Source organism: Geothrix fermentans DSM 14018, assembly GCF_000428885.1.
In the GTDB taxonomy this organism is placed as follows: domain Bacteria; phylum Acidobacteriota; class Holophagae; order Holophagales; family Holophagaceae; genus Geothrix; species Geothrix fermentans.
This window is the reverse complement of the sequence record NZ_AUAU01000008.1, coordinates 79,865-97,345: the sequence shown is the minus strand read 5'-3', so window position 1 is coordinate 97,345 and position 17,481 is coordinate 79,865. Positions and strand designations below refer to the sequence as shown.

Genomic DNA, 17,481 nt, shown 5'->3' with positions numbered 1-17,481 from the left:
CCGTGTTTCCGTGGTGAGGCTGTTGTGGACGCATCCCGAGGAGAAACCATGAAGACCTGGAAGAGCCTCGGGGAACGGCGCGGGACGGTGCGGGCCCGCCGGGCGGAGTTCGAGGAGGAACTGCCCGTGGGCGAGAGCGTCCGGCAGATCAGCCGCCGCGACTTCTTCCGCTTTTCCGGCCTGGGTTTCGCCGCGGGCCTGGCCCTGGGCTGCAAGAGCAAGGTGGTCGAGAAGGCCATGCCCTACCTCAATGCCCGGGAGGGCCTCACGCCCGGCGTGGCCCAGTGGTATGCCACCACCTGCGGCGGCTGCGCGGCGGGCTGCGGCGTGCTGGCCCGCAGCCGCGACGGCCGCCCGGTGAAGCTGGAGGGCAATCCCGATCATCCCGTGAGCCGGGGCGGCCTCTGCGCCATCGGCCAGGTCCAGACCCGTGGCCTCTACGACGAGGACCGCCTGCGGGCCCCGCGTCTGGACGGGAAGGACACCGACTGGGCCGCCCTGGACGCCGACCTGGCCCGCCGTTTCGCGGACCTGCGCACCTCCGGCGGCGCCGTCCGCGTGCTGGCGGGCACCATCCTCAGCCCCACGCTCCGCGCCGCCGTGCAGGGCTTCCTGGGCACCTTCAAGGATGGCCGCCTGGTGGAGGCCGATGCATTGAGTTGTGCGGCCCTGGCCGCCGCCTACGAGCGCACCCACGGCCAGCGGCTGACCCCGCACTACCGGCTGGAGGAGGCGGACCTCCTCGTGGGCATCGAGGCGGACTTCCTGGGCACCTGGATCGACCCCGTGGGCTTCACCCGCGCCTACGCCGATCGCCGCGGCCCCGACAAGCCCCGGCCCATGTCGAAGCACATCCAGATCGAGAGCGGCCTCTCGCTCACGGGCAGCAACGCCGACGAGCGGGTGCGGCTCGCACCGTCCGAAGCCGTGCCCTTCCTGGAAGCCCTGGCCCGGCAGCTGGGTCTCGCGGTCGAAGGCGGGAACCTGCCGACGGACCTGGCGGCGAAGGCGGAGGCCGTCGCCCATGAGCTGGAGGCGCACCGGGGCCGGGGCCTCCTGCTCTGTGGCCTCAACGACCTGCGGGCCCAGGAGCTCACGGCCCGCCTCAACCATGCCCTCGGCCACGAGGGTGTCACCGTGGACCTGGCCCATCCCAGTCTCCAGAAGCGGGGGGATGATCGGGCCCTGGAGGCCCTGCTCCGCGAGATGGCCGAAGGCCGGGTCGCCGCTCTGCTGCTGCTGGGCTGCAACCCTGTCTACGAGCAGCCCGCGGCCTTCGCCTCGGCCTTCGACCGGGTGCCCCTGCGCCTCTCGCTGGCCCTCACGGAGGACGAGAGCGCGGCCCGCTGCACCCACCTGGCCCCGGACCACCACTGGCTGGAGGCCTGGCGCGATGCGGAGCCCGTGGCCGGCACCCTCTCCCTGGCCCAGCCCCTGATCCAGCCCCTCTTCGCCACGCGGGATGCCGTGGAATCCTTTGCTCTGTGGTCCGGGCGCCCGCAGCTGGCGCTGCAGGCGTTAAAAAAACACTGGGAAGTGGACGTGTTCCCCCGCCAGAAGGCCGTGGCAGACTTCGAGACCTTCTGGAACGCGGCCCTGCAGAAGGGCGCGACGCAGGTCGAAGCGGGCGGCGCCCCACGCTACCGCGAAGGCCGCGTCGAAGGCGCGACCTCCGCGCCCCGGAAGGACGGTTACGAGCTGCTGCTCTACGCCAAGGTGGGCCTGGGGGACGGGCGCCACGCCCACATCCCCTTCCTGCAGGAGCTGCCGGACCCCATCACCAAGGCCACCTGGGACAACTACGCCCAGGTCTCTCCGGCGACCGCCGCACGGCTGGGGCTGGAGCAGGGCGACCTGCTGCGCTTGCGGCCCGAACACCACGCCCTGGAGCTGGAACTGCCCGTGGTGGTGCAGCCGGGCCAGGACGACCGCACCGTGGCCGTGGCCCTGGGCTACGGCCGCACGGCCGGCGGGAAGGCGGGGCTCGGCGTGGGCCGGAATGCCTACCCCTGGCGCGCCTTTGCCGGCGGGTTCCTCGCGGCCAACCCTGCACCCCTCCAGGTGCGGCGGGGCCAGGGTCGCGTGGAGCTGGCCTGCACCCAGGACCACCACAGCCTGGAGGGCCGCGAGCTGGTGCGGGAGATGGCCCTGGCGCCCTACCTGCGGGATCCCGCCTCGGCGCGGCCGGAGGAACAGCCGGGCCCTTCGGTCTATGCGCCGCATGCCCACGGCGCCCACCGCTGGGCCATGGTCATCGACCTCAGCGCCTGCACGGGCTGCTCGGGCTGCGTGGTGGGCTGCCAGGTGGAGAACAACATCCCCGTGGTGGGCCGGGACGAGGTGCGCCGGAAGCGCGAGATGCACTGGCTGCGCATCGACCGCTACTACACGGGCTCCGAGGCCGATCCCGGCGTCGTCCACCAGCCCATGCTATGCCAGCAGTGCGACAACGCCCCCTGCGAGAATGTGTGCCCCGTGCTGGCCACGGTCCACAGCGAGGAGGGGCTCAACCAGCAGGTCTACAACCGCTGCGTGGGCACCCGCTACTGCGCCAACAACTGCCCCTACAAGGTGCGCCGCTTCAACTGGTGGGAGTACCCGCACCAGAGCGAGCTGGCGCGCTTGGGCTTCAACCCGGATGTGACCGTGCGCAGCCGGGGGGTCATGGAGAAGTGCTCCTTCTGCGTGCAGCGCCTCATGGACGCCAAGATCACGGCCAAGAACGAGGGCCGCGAGCTGAAAGATGGGGAGGCCCTGCCCGCCTGCATGCAGAGCTGTCCCGCCCAGGCCATCGTCTTCGGGGATACCCAGGACCCGGACAGCCGCATCAGCCAGGTGCTGCGGGATCCCAAGCGCTTCCTGGTGCTGGGCGAGCTGGGCATCGGCCCCGCCGTGAGCTACCTGACAAAAATCCGGAACATCACGCCCGAGGCGAACCAGGGAGGCCACCATGGCGCATGATGCGGACGTGCTGACCGGGGCCGGCGCGCTGGCCGGCGAGGCCGAGCGCTACGGCCACAACCTGCCCCTCATCGAGGGGAACAAGACCTACCGCCAGGTCACGGAGGAGGTCTTCGCGCCCACGGAGCGGCGGCCGCCCCTCCGCTGGTGGCTCGCCATCTCGGTGACGCTCTCCATGCTGACCCTGGGCGCCTGGGCGGTGTTCCAGACCCTCACGCGGGGCATCGGCACCTGGGGCCTCAACCGCACGGTGGGCTGGGCCTTCGACATCACGAACTTCGTGTTCTGGGTGGGCATCGGCCACGCGGGCACGCTGATCTCCGCCATCCTCTTCCTCTTCCGCCAGCGGTGGCGCACCTCCATCAACCGCGCCGCCGAGGCCATGACCCTCTTCGCCGTCATGTGCGCAGGCCTCTTCCCCATCATCCACATGGGCCGGCCCTGGCTGGCCTTCTGGGCCACGCCCTACCCCAACACCCGCGGCTCCCTCTGGGTGAACTTCAAGAGCCCGCTGCTCTGGGATGTCTTCGCCATCTCCACCTACTTCATCATCTCGCTCACCTTCTGGTACATCGGCCTCATCCCGGACCTGGCCACCCAGCGGGACCGGGCGAAGACGAAGCTGAAGCGCGTGATCCTCAGCGTGTTCTCCCTGGGCTGGAACGGCTCGAACCGCACCTGGAGCCGTTACGAGACGGTTTACATGCTGCTGGCGGGCCTCAGCACGCCCCTGGTGGTCTCCGTGCACACCATCGTGTCCATGGACTTCGCCACGTCCGTGATCCCGGGCTGGCACGCGACGATCTTCCCGCCCTACTTCGTGGTGGGCGCCGTGTTCAGCGGCTTCGCCATGGTGCTCACGCTCATGATCATCGCCCGGTCCGTGATGGGTCTGGAGGCGTACATCACCACCCGCCACCTGGAGGCCATGACCAAGGTGGTGCTGGCCACGGGGATGATCGTGGGCATGGCCTACGCCACGGAGTTCTTCACGGCCTGGTACAGCGGGAACCCCTATGAGCGCTACGTCTTCCTGAACCGGGCCCTGGGCCCCTACCAGTGGGCCTACTGGACCATGGTGGGCTGCAACGTGCTCTCGCCCCAGTTCTTCTGGTTCAAGAAAGTGCGAACGACTCCCTGGATGATCTTCATCCTCACCATCTTCGTGAACATCGGCATGTGGTTCGAGCGCTTCGTCATCATCGTGACGAGCCTCCACCGCGACTACCTGCCTTCGAGCTGGGCCATGTACCGGCCCACCTTCATCGAGGTGGCCATCCTCATCGGCAGCTTCGGCCTCTTCTTCACGCTGTTCCTCATCTTCACGCGGGTGCTGCCCATGATCGCGGCGAGCGAAGTGAAGGGAGTACTCAAACATGGCGACCACTGAGTTCCGAAACGCCCGCTTCCGGGCCTCCTTCGCGGATCCGGAGCAGCTCCTCCACGCGGTGGCGCATCTGCGGAGCGCCGGGCACCGCGTGCTGGACACCTACACGCCCTTCCCCGTGCATGGCATGGACGAGGCCATGGGCCTGCGCCCCTCGCGCCTGCCCCGGGCCTGCCTGGCCTTCGCGATCCTGGGCCTCGCCCTGGCTGCGGGCCTCCAGATCTGGACCTCGGCCATCGACTACCCGCTCATCATGGGCGGCAAGCCCCTCCTGGCCATCCCCGCCTTCATCCCCGTGGCCTTCGAGCTGACGGTGCTCCTGGCGGGCCTGGGCGTGGTGGCCAGCTTCTTCGTGGCCGCGCGCATGCGGCCCCGCCTCCGCATCCCCGACCTCCACCCCGGCGCCAACGACGACTGCTTCATCCTGGCGGCGGAGCTGGCCGCCGATGTGCAATTCCCCGCCGTGGCCCGCGAGCTGGCGGGCCTGGGCGCCTCGGAGACCAGCCTGCTGGTGGAGGACCGCTTCCAGCGCGACACCTCCTTCTGGGACCGCTCCGCGGGCGCCGGGGCCCTGCTGCTGGCCTGCCTGCCGGCCTTCCTCATCCTGGCCCTGGTGCCGGTCCTCAACCGGGACTTCCAGAAGCGGAACCTGGCCTGGGACGGCGGCATGGGCGCCCCCCTCTCGGCCCAGGCCTTCGACGCCAGCGGCGTCCTGCCCGGTGGCGAGGTGCTGCAGGCCCCCCCGCCGGGCACGCTGTCACGGCGCGGAGATCCGCCCCTGGCCTTCGGCCCCGGCAAGGCCGAGGCCGAGCGGGCCGGCCGCGAGCTGCAGAACCCCTACCAGCCCACCCAGGGCCGCTTCAACCGCGGCAAGGCCATCTACGAGCGCGTCTGCGCCACCTGCCACGGCCGGGAGGGCGACAACAACGGCAGCATGATCGTGGCGCGGGGCGCCTTCGCGCCGACGGTGCTCGTCTCCCCCGTGGTGCGGGGCATGCCTGACGGCCGCATCTTCCACATCGCCACCTTCGGCGGCCCCACGAAGATGAAGGGCTACGGCGACCTGCTCAGCCGGGAGGACCGCTGGAACGTGGTGCTCTACGTCCGTGAGCTCCAGAAGGGCTCAGTCAAACCTGCGCCTGCGCCCGTTCCCGCCGGAGTCCAGCCATGAGCGAGACCTTCACCGTCCCCGCGCGGGACCTCACGAAATCCGGCATCCCCACCCTGGCCGACATCGGCGAGCGCCTCCGGGGTGGCGCCTGGGCCTTCGTGCTGCTCGGCGCCGCGCTGCTGGGTCTGGGCCTCGTGCTCCAGGCCGAGCGGGGCTGGGGCAACCTGCTGCTCACGGCCTTCAACCTGGCCTGCGTGGGCCTGGGTGGCCTCTTCCTGCTGGCCATCCAGTCCATCACCGGGGCCCGCTGGAGCGATCCCATCCTCAAGGCCCACCGGGCCATGCCGGCCCTCCTGCCCGTGGCGGGAGTGCTCATGCTGATGCTCTGGTTCGGGCTGGCCACCCTCTACCCCTGGGCCAGGCCCGACGCGGCCACCCAGCACGCGCTGCACGGCCGCCTGGGCTGGCTGAACCCGCCCTTCTTCTTCGGGCGGGTGGCGCTCATCTTCGCGGCCTGGATCTGGGTGGGTCGCCGCCTCACTCAGCAGGGGAAGGGCGCGGCACCGTTCATCCTGGTCTTCGCGCTCACCTTCTCCGTGGCGAACTTCGACTGGCTCATGTCGCTGGAGCCGGTGTGGTCCAGCACCATCTTCGCCATCTACGGGTTCTCGGGGATGTTCCTCCAGGGCATCGCCATCGTCACCATCAGCGCCATCGTGCTGCGCCGGGTGGGCCTGCTGCCCGCGGTGTCGAAGGCGCAGAACCACGACCTGGGCAAGCTGCTCTTCGCCTTCAGCAGCTTCTGGGCCTACATCTTCCTCAGCCAGTTCCTGCTCATCTGGTACGCCAACCTGCCCGAGGAGACGGGCCCCATGCGCCTGCTGCTCCAGGGCCGCTGGATGCCCCTCTTCTACCTGAACCTGATCCTGAACTTCTTCGCGCCCTTCGTGCTCCTGCTCCAGCGCCGCGCCAAGACGAACGAGACCGTGCTGCTGGCCACCTGCGCCCTGCTGCTGGCGGGCCGCTGGCTGGATCTCTACCTTCAGATCATGCCCCCGGTCCTGCACGGCCTCGGCCCCCTCTTTGGCCCCGCGGAGCTGGGCGGCATCCTCCTCCAGCTGGGCCTCGGCCACCTGGCCTGCTGGCCCGTCTTCATGAAGGACGCCAACCCCGCCCAGGAGCTGCCTCAAGGTGGGTGAAGCTCCAGCGTGAAAGACAAAAGCCTCCACGAAGGACACGAAGACGCCCTCCGGGCGCTGGAAGAACACGAAGAAAGAGGGAGTCTCCCAGGCTGAGTGTTACGCCAGTCATGGACTTCGTGCGCTTGTCTTCCCTTCGTGTCCTTCGTGGAGAGCCTTTTCCCCTGGGCGCGGAGCCCTACTCCTTCGGTCCGTGCTCCACGGTGCTGCGGAAGGCCAGGAACAGGCTGATGGCCGTGAGGGCTAGGGAGACGAAGAAGGCGCCGGGGAGGACGCTGCGCTGGCCGTCGAGGACGGCGCCCAGCACGGTCTCGAAGAGGTAGAGCTGGATCACCAGCAGCACGAGGATGACGCCCAGGGCGGCGGGGGAGATGCGGACGCGGGGCGTGTTCATGCGGTCACCTCCGTCTTCTCGCGCGGGCAGGCAGCGCGCCGGTCCAGGGTCTCCAGCGTGGGCTTGGGGAGCTCGCCCACGGCCCACACCGTGCCGTCGGGACGGACCTCCAGGGCGATGGCGGCCAAGGGGCGGCTGGGCGGGCCCTGCACGGGGAAGCCGCGGTCCGGCTCGAAGAAGCCCCGGTGGCAGGGGCACTCCAGCCGCTCCTCGGCATAGCGCACGGCACATCCCAGGTGCGTGCAGGTCTGCCGGTAGGCCCGTAGCTCGCCCTTGGGCGTGCGGAGCAGGATGCAGGCGTCATGGGCATCGCGGAACTTGAAGAGGCGGCTCTGGCCGGGCTGCAGATCCGCGGCCAGGCCCAGGGCCACGGGCAGCTCCTTGGGCCCGGCTTCGGGATCGGAAGCGCCCTCCAGGGGCTTCTTCCGCCACCAGAGGTAGCCGATGCCGGCGGTGAAGCCGGCGCTCACCACGGCCAGGAAGCGGGCGAACTCGCGACGGGAGAAGTGGCCCTCTTCGGCCAGCTCGAGGGGGAAGGCGCGGCGCCACCAGGTCGTCATCAGAAGCCTCCGTCGATGAGCAAGGCCGCATCCAGGTGCAGGGGCGTCTCCGGATCGGGCACCATGATGGCGTTCTTGGTCTTCACCCGCACGCTGCCGATGAGGAAGTCGCGCAGGGGCTTGTTGTGGCGCAGGTTCGCCACCTCGTCCTTGCGGACGAAGAGCAGGGCCTGGCTGGGGCAGACCGTGGCGCACATGGGCTTGTGGCCCACGGAGGTGCGGTCGTAGCAGAGGTCGCACTTGAGCATCTGCTCCAGGCCCGAGAACACGATGGGCACGCCGAAGGGGCAGCTCAGCTCGCAGTTCTGGCAGCCGATGCAGCGGGGCTTCTGGGCCGCGTGCACCACACCATCCTCGCTGCGCTTGATGGCGTCCGAGGGGCAGACCTGGGCGCAGATGGGATCCTCGCAGTGCATGCAGACCGTGGGCACGGTCTGGGGGCTGTCGAAGCGGTCCATCTCGTCCAGGTGGATCATGGACCGGCCGCGGTGGGTGCCGCACTCGGCGCAGGCGCCCACGCAGGAGCGGCAGCCGATGCAGCGCTGCGGGTCGATGAAGAAGCCGTAGTCCTGGGGCACCATCAGAACACCCGCTCAGGCATGTCGGTCTGGTTGCTGCGGGCCTCGTAGGCCATGCGCTGGAGTTCCAGCAGCTCGGGGGAGAAGCGGTCCTTCGTGGTCTTCTGCAAGCGCACGGCGCTCACCTTGAACTCCGGAATCTTGGAGACGGGGTCCAGGTGCCGGGCTGTGAGGCGGTTGGCGGACAGGTCTCCGGCCCAGTGGTAGGGAATGAACACGGTGTCGGGGCGGATGGTCTTTACCACCTTGGCGGGCAGCACCATGCTGCCGCGCCGGGAGGTGATCTCCACGGCGTCGCCCTCGGCCAGGCCGTACTTCTCCGCCAGGCGCGGGTGGATCTCCAGGTAGGGGTTCGGGCACTGCTCCACCAGAAAGCCGATGCGCCGGGTCTGGGTGCCGCTCAGGTAGTGGAAGACCACGCGGCCGGAGGTGAGCCAGATGGGGTATTCGGCATCCACCACCTCCATGGGCGGCCGCCAGGGCGTGGGGACGAACTTGGCCTTGCCGTCCGGGTGGAAGAACTTCCCGCCCTCGAAGAGGCGCGGCGTGCCGGGGTGGTCCTCCGTGGGGCAGGGCCAGAACACGCCCATGTTCTTCTCGATCTTCGCGTAGGTGATGCCCGCGTAGTCCGCGGTGCCGCCCTTGGAGGCCACCCGCAGCTCGTTGAAGATGTCCTCGGGGCAGGTGAAGTGGTCGAAGTACTTGCCCCGGCCCAGGCGCTTCGCCAGCTCCACCATGATCTTCCAGTCGGGGCGGGCGTCCCCGGGGCAGTCCACGGCCTTGTTGATCTTGATGACGCGGCCCTCGGCGCTGGTGGAGGTGCCCTCGTCCTCCTCGTGGAGGGCGGAGGGCAGCACGATGTCGGCGTGCTGGGCGCTCTCGCTGAGGAAGAAGTCCAGGCAGACGAAGAACTCCAGCTTGCTGAGGGCCTCCCGGGTGAACTGCGAGTCCGGCAGCGAGATGAGCGGGTTGAAGCAGAGCAGGAGCAGGCCCTTGATCTCGCCGGCGTGGATGGCGTTCATGATCTCCTGGGCGCTCTGGCCCACGCCCGGCAGCTCCTCGTCGGTGCAGCCCCAGACGGAGCAGATGTAGCGGCGGTGCTCGGGATTGCTGATGTCGCGGTTGCCCGGTAGCTGGTCGCACTTGTGGCCGTGCTCCCGGCCGCCCTGGCCGTTGCCCTGGCCCGTGATGGTGCCGTAGCCGCAGCCGGGCCGGCCGATGCGGCCCGTGGCCAGCACCATGTTGATGCAGCCCAGCACGTTGTCCACGCCCTTGCTCTGGTGCTCGATACCGCGGGCGTGGAGCAGGAAGCTGGTGCGGGCCTCGCCCCAGATGCGGGCGGCCTTCTCGATGGCGTCCACGGGCAGGCCCGTGATCTGGCTGGTCCACTCCGGCGTGCAGTCCTTCACGGCCTCGAGGGCCTCTTCGAAGCCGTGGGTGTGGGCGTTCACGAAGTCCCAGTCGATGAGCTTCCACTTGTTCAACAGGTGGAGGATGCCGTTGGTCAGTGCGGAGTCGGTGCCGGGCTTCAGGGGCAGCACCAGGTCCGCCGTGCGGGCCAGGGGGGTGATGCGGGGGTCCACCACGATGAGGAGGGCGCCCTTGTCCCGGGCCCGCCAGATGTAGTCCGTGGTGATGGGAGAGCACTCGGCCACGTTGGAGCCCGTCACCCAGATCACCTCGGCCAGCTCGATGTCGGCCCAGGAGTTGGCGGCGCGATCCACGCCGAAGGCCTTCTTGTTCCCCGCGCCGGCGCTCACCATGCAGAGGCGACCGTTGTAGTCGAGGTTCTTCGTCTGGAGGCCCAGACGCGCGAACTTGCCCGCCAGGTAGCTCTTCTCGTTGGTGAGGGACACGCCCGACAGCACGGCGAAGGCGTCCTTGCCGTACTGGCCCTGGATGCGCTGGATCTCCGCCACGGTGCGGTCCATGGCCTCGTTCCAGTCCATGGGCACGAAGCCGGCCTCGGTGCGTTTCAGGGCCTTGGTGAGGCGGTCCGGGTGGTTGCCCTGGAGGTAGCGCTTCACGCCCTTGGGGCAGAGCTTCCCCTGGTTGAAGGGGAACTCCTCCCAGGGATCGAAGCCGATGACCTTGTTGTCCTTCACCTTGAGCTTGATGCCGCACTGCTGGCCGCAGAAGCAGCAGTGGGTCTCCACCACCTTGTCGGGCGTGGGATCGGACAGCCAGCCGCCCGGAGGGGCCAGGTTCAGGTGGGGGCCGAACTGGGCACGGAGCTGGTCCTGGGAGAGGGGAAGGGTGCTCATGGTCAGGCCTTCAGGCTCGTGGGATCGGGGATCGGTTCGGCGTGTACGGGAATGGTGGCGAAGGGATCGAAGGCGCCGTGGAGGCGCGTGCTCTGCGCCTTGGCCACCAGGCGCCGCTTGCACCTAGGGCACAGGTCCAGGTGGTGGATGGAACCCCCACCTGGGGCGCTGTGGCGGGCGCCGTCCAGCTCCAGCACCTTCCACAGCTCGCCGAGGTCCCGGCGCTGGTTGGCCCGGATGAAGGCCGTGCCGCAGCCCTTGCAGGCGAGGCGGCCTTCCGCCTCGCCTTCGGCCTTGTAGATGGTCACACCCACCTGGGCGGGCCGCTGGACCACGTGGAAGAGCTTGCCGAAGGGCAGGCCCAGCAGCAGGAGGATGACGGTCAGCTCATGCAGAAAGGCCAGGGTGGCGAAGTTGCGGCCCTGGAGCCACTTCTCCGAGGCGGTGAGCATCAGGCCCGTCATGCTCACGGCGATGAGGAGCACCAGGGGCAGCAGGTCCAGGTCGAAGCGCTGGGTGGCCGTGTCGCCCTCGTCCTGCTTGCGGCGGATGAGGCTCAGCACGCAGCCGGCGATGACCATGACCGCCGCCAGGTCCAGGATGTGGAAGCTGACGAAGGCCAGGAAGCTGTCCAGGGGGAAGGAACCGGCGGGGAAGCCCAGGACCCAGGCCTGGTACCGGGTGGCGTCCAGGCCCTCGCTGGTGAAGCGCACCCAGCCGAAGACCAGGGGGATGGTCACGGCGAAGCCCAGGAGGCAGCCCCAGGCCAGGAGGGCGTGGGCGCCCCAGCGCTTGATGGACCGCTTCTCGATGAAGCGCTGGAGGACGATCTGGTCCACGGTGAGGAGGGCCATGCGAGGCAGGGCCTTGAGCGCCCGCGGCGAGAGCAGGGTGCGGAGCGTGTGGCGGAAGTACATCCGCGTGGCGGGGCGCTCGATCCAGGCGAAGTAGCGGTAGGCGATGCCGAAGCAGGCGAAGAGGGTGGCCAGCAGGTAGCCCAGGAGGGCCGGGTCCAGCCAGCGCCCGCCCCGGCTGCCCAGGGCCACGGCGGCGCCGAGGGCCAGGGTGGCCAGGGCGGCTCCCAGCAGGGGGCGGGGCTCGAGGTCGAGTTCGGCGAGGAGGCTCATGGCTGGGCTCCAGGGGGCGGGCGTGGGGTGAAACGGACCGATGAGTCCTAATTTAGGGCAAAACCGGGGCGATTCAAGGCTCCAGATCCAGATCCAGGCTTGAGTTCAGGGCTTCTCGCAGGGCGGCCGGTCCTTGGCTTCCTTCTGGTGCCGCAGGTCCATGAGCTGCAGGTCCCGGATGGTGGCCTCGGTCATGGAGGTGGCCACCTGGGCCTTCACGGCGCCCCAGGCCTCGTGCAGGGGGCAGGGGTGGTCGCCGCCGCAGGTGGGGAAGCCCATGATGCAGCCATCCATGGAGTTCGGGCCCTCCAGGGCCACGACCACCTCGCCCACGGTGATCCGGTGGGCGGGACGCAGGAGGCGGAAGCCCCCCTTGGGGCCGCGGACAGACTCCAGGAGATCGGCCTGCACCAGACCCTGGAGGATCTTCGCCAGGTAGGGGCCCGGCAATTCGAGACGGGCCGACAGGTCCTTGGCCAGGCAGAAGCTCCCGTCCTCGGGCAGGGCGGCGAGGGCACGGAGGGCGTAGCCGGTGGCGGTCGAGAAGATCATTCCGGAATATTACTTCCGATTTCGAGGCGATGGCGGGTCATTTGGGAGTCCAGCTCCAGTTGTGACCGAGATCAGAGCAGGGCCCGCCACAGGAGCAGGAGGCCCAGCACGCTCAGGCCCCCCTCCCGCCAGCCCAGGGTGCGAGCGGGGATCGGCCGGTAGGGTGCCAGGGCCCGCAGGTAGAGCAGGAGGGTCCAGCCGGTCCAGATCATCCCGGCGAGGTTGCGGGGGGCCAGCAGCAGGGCGGAAGTCCCGATCAGGAGCAGGTGGAGGACGTGGACGGGGATCCGGCGCCGGTCCAGCTCTTCCGTGGCCAGCTTGTGGGCGTGCCCCAGGAGGCGCCGGACGTGGGCCAGGTTCGCGCCCCCCACGAGGGTGGCCAGGAGCCAGGCCCGGCCGGCCTCAAGCAGAGGGGCGCCGTCCGCCGCGAGGATGGCGGCCGCCAGGCCCGCGAAGGCGCCCTGGGCCGCCAGCTCCACGGTCAGGGAGCGCACGGCCCGGTCCAGGTCCGCCCGCAGGGCCAGCACCACCAGCGGGGCCACGCAGATCAGGGGAATCAGGAATCGCGGCCCCGAAATGAGGAACGTGAGGGCCCCGAAGGCCGCGGCGAGCCCGGCAAACAGAAGAAGCGCCCGGAGTTGGAGGGCATCGCGCTGGCCGCTGAGCACCCGCCGGAGGGGCGGCCGGGCCAGGAAGAAGGCCAGGGCCGCCAGGCCCAGGCAGAGCCCACCCCAGCCGGGGCGGAGCAGCAGACCCAGCACCAGCGGGAATCCGAGCATGAACCAGCTGCCGTGCTCGGCGGGGAGGAGGGTGCGTATGGGGGGCAGACTTCGGGACATTTCAGCCCTCTCGGATCCGAAATAGAGTCTGACCCCAGATTCCCGTCCTGGCCATGCCGAAGGTCACACCTCCGAAGCGATCAACCGCAGGCCCTCCAGGGCTTCCTCCATGGTGAGGAAGACCGGAAGGCCGGCCTCGCGGAGGCCCTGGCGGTAGGCGTCGTAGGGAGCGCCGCCTTCCACGGCCACGCCCAGCCACTTGCCGCTGTCCCGGGCCAGTGCCCTCAGGGCGTTGGCGAAGGGGACGAAGGCCGCAGGGTCCGCGGTGCCCAGGCGGCGGGTGAGGGGCACCAGGCCCACCACCACCACGTCCGCCTCGGAGGCGAGCAGGAGCCGGGCCCCGGCCAGGTAGGCGGCTTCGTCGGCCATGGGCGTGAGGTCCAGGGGCAGGCGGGGGCTCACCAGGCCCGTGAGTCCGTGGGTCTCGATGGTCCGGGTCAGGGCGCCGGTCTCCGCCCCGGTGAGCTTCGCGCCGCGGAAGGGGCCTTCCAGCAGGTCGGCGGAGGCCACGGACTCGAAGCCCGCGTTGGTCATGATGGCCACGCGGCGGGGGGCGCCTTCGGCGTAGGCGCCCAGCCAGGAGAAGGCCGCATCGAAGGCCTCGATACGGTCGGCCAGCATCACCCCCGCCCGGCGCAGCAGGCTGGCCTGCAGGGCGTGGTCGCCCGCCAGGGCGCCCGTGTGGCTGCTGGCGGCGGCCATGCCCTCCTGGCTCCGCCCGCCCTTGTAGAGCAGCACGCGGCGGCCCGAGGCCCGGAGCGCCTTGGCCGCCCGGGCCGTGGCCTGCAGGTCGCCGGGGGCGAAGCCCTCCAAGTAGGCGCCCACCACCTTCACGGCCGGATCCGAACCGAAGCCCGCCAGGAAGTCCGAGCAGCGCAGGTCCATCTGGTTGCCGATGGCCACCGCCGCCCGCAGGCCCAGCTCGGGGCGGCGGCTCAGGCGTGTGATGAGGAAGGCCCCGCTCTGGCTCACCAGGGCGGCATGGCCGGGGTGGGGACGCAGGGGCAGCTTCTCGTCGGGGATGAAGAGGGTGTTCAGGTCCTGGTCGGGACTGTAGAGGCCCAGGCCGTTGGGCCCCACCAGGGCCGGCGTCCACTTCCCGGCGCGGCGGTGCTCGTCGAGGCAGGCCATCAGCCGCTTGCCGAGGCCCTCGCAGTCGGCGCCGTCGCCCAGGCCGCCGGCCACCAGGTAGACCACCGTGGCCCCGCCGCCCTGGCGGCAGAGCTGCTCCACCACCTCCAGGGTCAGAGGCGCGGGCAGGGAGAGGATGAGCTGGTCCGTGGGGGCCGCGGCGAGCTCCGCCACGGAGCCCAGGCAGGGCAGGCCCAGGAACTCGGTGGCGCCGGGCTTGATGAGGCGGAGGGCGCCCGGGGGCAGGGTGGAGCGCTGGATGTTCTCCAGGATGATGCGGCCCACGGTGCCCTCGCGGTTGGACACGCCGGCGATCACCAGGTTCCGGGGGGACACCAGGGCGCGGTACCAGGCGGGATCCGGCACTGCGAGAGCCTCGGGGGCGGTCGCCTCCAGGGTGCCCACCCCGTCCAGGGCCGTGGGCAGGCCGTCGCTGTCCAGCACCACGGGGTTCAGCTCCAACAGGGTGACGCCCTCCCGGTCCAGGCCTTCGGCGGCCTTCCACAGGCCCTGGAGGAAGGCCAGGAGCTTCCTTTCATCGGTGAGCGCTTCGGCGCCGCGCTGGCGGCCCAGCCAGGTGCGGCCCAGCCAGTGCTCGCGCAGATCCTCCAGGGCCTGCTCCGGCGTGCAGAAGGCCAGGGGCCAGATCAGGGGCGGCGCCAGGGCCGCCCAGGCGTCCGCCTGGAGGCCGCCGATCCCGCAGACCACGAGCCAGCCCGCATCCGGATCCCGCTTCAGGGAGACCAGGGCCTCGGTGGGCAGGCCCGGCAGGCGCTTGAAGGCCACCTTCTCGCAGACCAGGCCGCCGATCCAGGGGTGCTCCGGGACGCGGGCCTTCATGGCCGCGGCTTCGGCCTTCAGGGCCGCCTCGTCGAAGGGCCCGAAGTGGACGGCGCCCTTATCGGATTTGTGCCAGAGCTGGTCCGCGATGCCCTTGAGGACGATGGGCTCGCCGGAGGCGAAGGGCAGGGGCCCGGCCTCCAGGAAGCCGTGGCGGGGGACCCGCAGGCCCGCGGCGGCGAGCAGGCCGTAGGCGCGCCCCTCGTGGAGGAATCCCGTGCTGGTCGTCGTCATGTCAGGCTCCCACGGGGTCGTGGATCAGGCCTCGCCCGGCCTCGAAGGCCTCGAGGTTCTTGTCTGTGACGCGCGCGCCCTTGGCCTCGAAGCGCTGGCTGATGACGTCGCGCCAGACGCCGTCCTCGATGGGCAGGTAGCGGGAGGCCATGCCCAGCAGGGCCATGCCCCCGGCCTGGCGGTGGTTGAGGCGGCGGGCCAGGTCCTCGGTGTCGATGAGGTGGGCGCCCCGCACGGCCTTGAGGGCGGCGTAGATGTCGTCCAGGGGCGGGTAGCCCGTCATGTCCATCTGGGGTTCCTCGGAGACGACCAGGTGGCCGTCCATGCGCAGCATGGACACATAGCGAAGGGCCTCCAGGGGCTCGAGGGCGATGAGCAGGTCCGCGCCGCCCTCGTCGAGGATGGGCGAGGTGAGGGGGATCTCCGAGTAGCAGACTTGGGCGTGGACGCTGCCGCCCCGCTGGCTCATGCCGTGGATCTCGGATTGCAGGGCGTGGAGGCCGCTGCGGCGCAGGGCCTCCAGCAGGATCTGGGCGAGGGAGAGCACCCCCTGGCCGCCGACGCCGGACAGGACGATGCCGTGGATGCGGGGAGCGTTCATGAGCAGGCCTCGGTGGTGCAGCGCTCGCGTTCCTGGCGGTCGTGATCCTTCAGGACGCCGCGGCGGATGGACTGGATGCACTCCCGGCGGAAGACCACCACCGAGAGGCCGGGATGCCGCAGGGCGGTGGCCAGGGCCGCCACGTTGGCGTCGTGCTGTTTCGGGACGGGCAGCAGCACCTGGAGCTGGTCCGCGGCGACGCCCATGCCCCGGGCCATGCGCTCCACCTGGTCGAGGGCCTGGCTGGGCTGCTGGCCCGTCATGCCCACCACGCGGTTGTCGAGGATGACCACGGTGACGTTCACGCCGCTGTCGGCCGCGGTGAGCAGGGCCGGCAGGCCGCTGTGCCCGAAGGTGGAATCGCCGATGACGGCCACGGAGGGCGTCTGGCCTGCGAGGGCGGCGCCCACGGCCATGCTGATGCTGGCGCCCATCTCCACCACCGCGTGGACCGCGGCCATGGGCTCCTGGGCCGCCAGGGTGTAGCAGCCGATGTCGCCGAAGACGCGGGTGCCCGGGGCGCCCACGCTGGCGAGGGCATCCCGCAGGGCCCCGTAGGCGTCCACATGGCCGCAGCCATCGCAGAACCGGGGGGCCCGCACGGGCAGGTCGAGGCTGACGGCGGCCTTGCCGGCCGAGGCCGCCAGGCCCAGGGCCGCCTTCAGCAGGCGGGGGGCCAGCTCGCCCGTGCGGGGCAGGGCCCCGTCCAGACGCCCGCGGACCCTGGCGGTGCCGCGCAGGCCCAGGCGCTCCTCCAGCACCGGGTAGTCCTCCTCGAAGACCACCACCTCGTCCACCTGGGCCAGGAAGGCCTCCTCCAGGGCGGGGTCCACCGGGTAGGCGGCGATTTCCAGGCGAGGCAGCTCCGCCAGGGCGGGGTTCTCGTGGAGCAGCTGCCCGAAATAGGCCCGGCCCATGCCGGCCAGGGCCACGCCGCGGCGGGCGGGGCCGGGCACCAGGCGGTTGAGGGGGGTGGCCTCGGCCATGAGCCGGGGCTGCTTGGCCAGCAGGTTCACATAGCGGCGGCGGGCGTTGGCCGGGATGAGCACCCAGTCCTGGACAGAGGCCTCGGGGACCAGGCCCAGGGCCGCGGGGGCCAGGGGCTCCTTCCGCTGGAGGGCGGCCCGGCAATGGGCCAGGCGGGTCACGATGCGGAGCATCACGGGCACCTGGAGGGCCTCGGACAGCTCGAAGGCGCGATGGGTGAGGTCGTAGCACTCCTGGACGGTGCTGGGCTCCAGGCAGGGCAGCCAGGCAAATTCGGCCAGGCGGCGGCTGTCCTGCTCGTTCTGGCTGCTGTGCATGCCGGGATCGTCGGCCACCAGGAGCACCAGGCCGCCCCGGACGCCCGTGAGGGCGGAGTTGGCGTAGGCGTCCATGGCCACGTTGAGGCCCACATGCTTCATGGTCACCAGGCTGCGGAAACCCGCGTAGCTCATGCCGAGCCCCAGGTCGTAGGCCACCTTCTCGTTGGCGGCCCACTGGGCGGCCCGGCCGTCCCGGGCCTCAAGGATGAGCTGTTCGACGGCTTCGAACCCCTCCGTGGACGGCGTGCCCGGATAACCGAACGCGCCCTTGATGCCGGCATCGAAGGCGGCGAATCCCACCGCTTCGACCCCCAGCGCGAGGGTGCTCTGGATCATGAATACCTCCGACCTTTTCCAACCGGAAAGTATGCAGAGCCTCGCCAGTGCCAGGGGTCA

General features: G+C 70.4%; 14 protein-coding genes. 4 read left to right on the top strand and 10 right to left on the bottom strand.

The genetic code is table 11. The annotated features are described in order from the left end of the window. Positions 1–48: 48 nt before the first annotated feature. From G398_RS15850 to G398_RS15830, 4 genes are read left to right on the top strand one after another with little or no spacing between them, the layout of a single operon-like run. Positions 49–2,961: a Fe-S-cluster-containing hydrogenase gene (locus tag G398_RS15850; RefSeq protein ID WP_043483335.1), complete on the top strand. Its 2,913-nt coding sequence runs from the start codon at positions 49–51 to the stop codon at positions 2,959–2,961. Then, the gene (gene nrfD / locus G398_RS15845; RefSeq protein WP_084511919.1) at positions 2,951–4,351 is read left to right on the top strand and encodes an NrfD/PsrC family molybdoenzyme membrane anchor subunit; all 1,401 of its coding nucleotides are present in this window, start codon (positions 2,951–2,953) and stop codon (positions 4,349–4,351) included. Before G398_RS15850 ends, nrfD begins: the two co-directional genes overlap by 11 nt. Further along, the gene (locus G398_RS19185; protein ID WP_052571283.1) at positions 4,338–5,519 is read left to right on the top strand and encodes a quinol:electron acceptor oxidoreductase subunit ActD; all 1,182 of its coding nucleotides are present in this window, start codon (positions 4,338–4,340) and stop codon (positions 5,517–5,519) included. The genes nrfD and G398_RS19185 overlap by 14 nt, the downstream gene beginning before the upstream one ends. Further along, positions 5,516–6,658, top strand: a complete 1,143-nt coding sequence (locus G398_RS15830) for a hypothetical protein (protein WP_052571281.1) — start codon at positions 5,516–5,518, stop codon at positions 6,656–6,658. Before G398_RS19185 ends, G398_RS15830 begins: the two co-directional genes overlap by 4 nt. Positions 6,659–6,836: 178 nt before the next feature. Here the strand turns inward: G398_RS15830 and G398_RS0103155 are convergent, their stop codons facing one another. From G398_RS0103155 to G398_RS15795, 10 genes are all read right to left on the bottom strand, one after another. Continuing rightward, a complete protein-coding gene (locus tag G398_RS0103155; protein ID WP_026852523.1) occupies positions 6,837–7,052 on the bottom strand; it encodes a DUF6755 family protein in 216 nt (71 codons plus the stop codon). Continuing rightward, complete coding sequence (locus tag G398_RS15825) at positions 7,049–7,612, bottom strand: QcrA and Rieske domain-containing protein (RefSeq protein WP_052571279.1); 564 nt, start codon at positions 7,610–7,612, stop codon at positions 7,049–7,051. The genes G398_RS0103155 and G398_RS15825 overlap by 4 nt, the downstream gene beginning before the upstream one ends. Further along, complete coding sequence (locus G398_RS15820) at positions 7,612–8,193, bottom strand: 4Fe-4S dicluster domain-containing protein (protein ID WP_043483332.1); 582 nt, start codon at positions 8,191–8,193, stop codon at positions 7,612–7,614. The genes G398_RS15825 and G398_RS15820 overlap by 1 nt, the downstream gene beginning before the upstream one ends. After that, positions 8,193–10,454, bottom strand: a complete 2,262-nt coding sequence (locus tag G398_RS15815; RefSeq protein WP_052571277.1) for a molybdopterin oxidoreductase family protein — start codon at positions 10,452–10,454, stop codon at positions 8,193–8,195. The genes G398_RS15820 and G398_RS15815 overlap by 1 nt, the downstream gene beginning before the upstream one ends. A 2-nt stretch (positions 10,455–10,456) precedes the next feature. Next, complete coding sequence (locus G398_RS15810) at positions 10,457–11,581, bottom strand: hypothetical protein (RefSeq protein ID WP_052571275.1); 1,125 nt, start codon at positions 11,579–11,581, stop codon at positions 10,457–10,459. 105 nt (positions 11,582–11,686) lie between these two features. Beyond that, positions 11,687–12,133: an RrF2 family transcriptional regulator gene (locus G398_RS15805; RefSeq protein WP_052571273.1), complete on the bottom strand. Its 447-nt coding sequence runs from the start codon at positions 12,131–12,133 to the stop codon at positions 11,687–11,689. Positions 12,134–12,204: 71 nt separating this feature from the next. Next, positions 12,205–12,972, bottom strand: coding sequence for a YwiC-like family protein (locus G398_RS19180; protein ID WP_052571271.1), 768 nt, complete (start codon positions 12,970–12,972; stop codon positions 12,205–12,207). 63 nt (positions 12,973–13,035) lie between these two features. Continuing rightward, positions 13,036–15,177 (bottom strand): acetate--CoA ligase family protein, encoded by a 2,142-nt coding sequence (locus G398_RS0103120; RefSeq protein ID WP_026852522.1) that lies wholly within the window; start codon positions 15,175–15,177, stop codon positions 13,036–13,038. Position 15,178: 1 nt separating this feature from the next. Then, a complete protein-coding gene (locus G398_RS0103115; protein ID WP_043483329.1) occupies positions 15,179–15,778 on the bottom strand; it encodes an indolepyruvate oxidoreductase subunit beta in 600 nt (199 codons plus the stop codon). Then, entirely contained in the window at positions 15,775–17,421 is a 1,647-nt protein-coding gene (locus G398_RS15795; RefSeq protein WP_043483326.1) for a thiamine pyrophosphate-dependent enzyme, read from the bottom strand. Before G398_RS15795 ends, G398_RS0103115 begins: the two co-directional genes overlap by 4 nt. Positions 17,422–17,481: the final 60 nt, after the last annotated feature.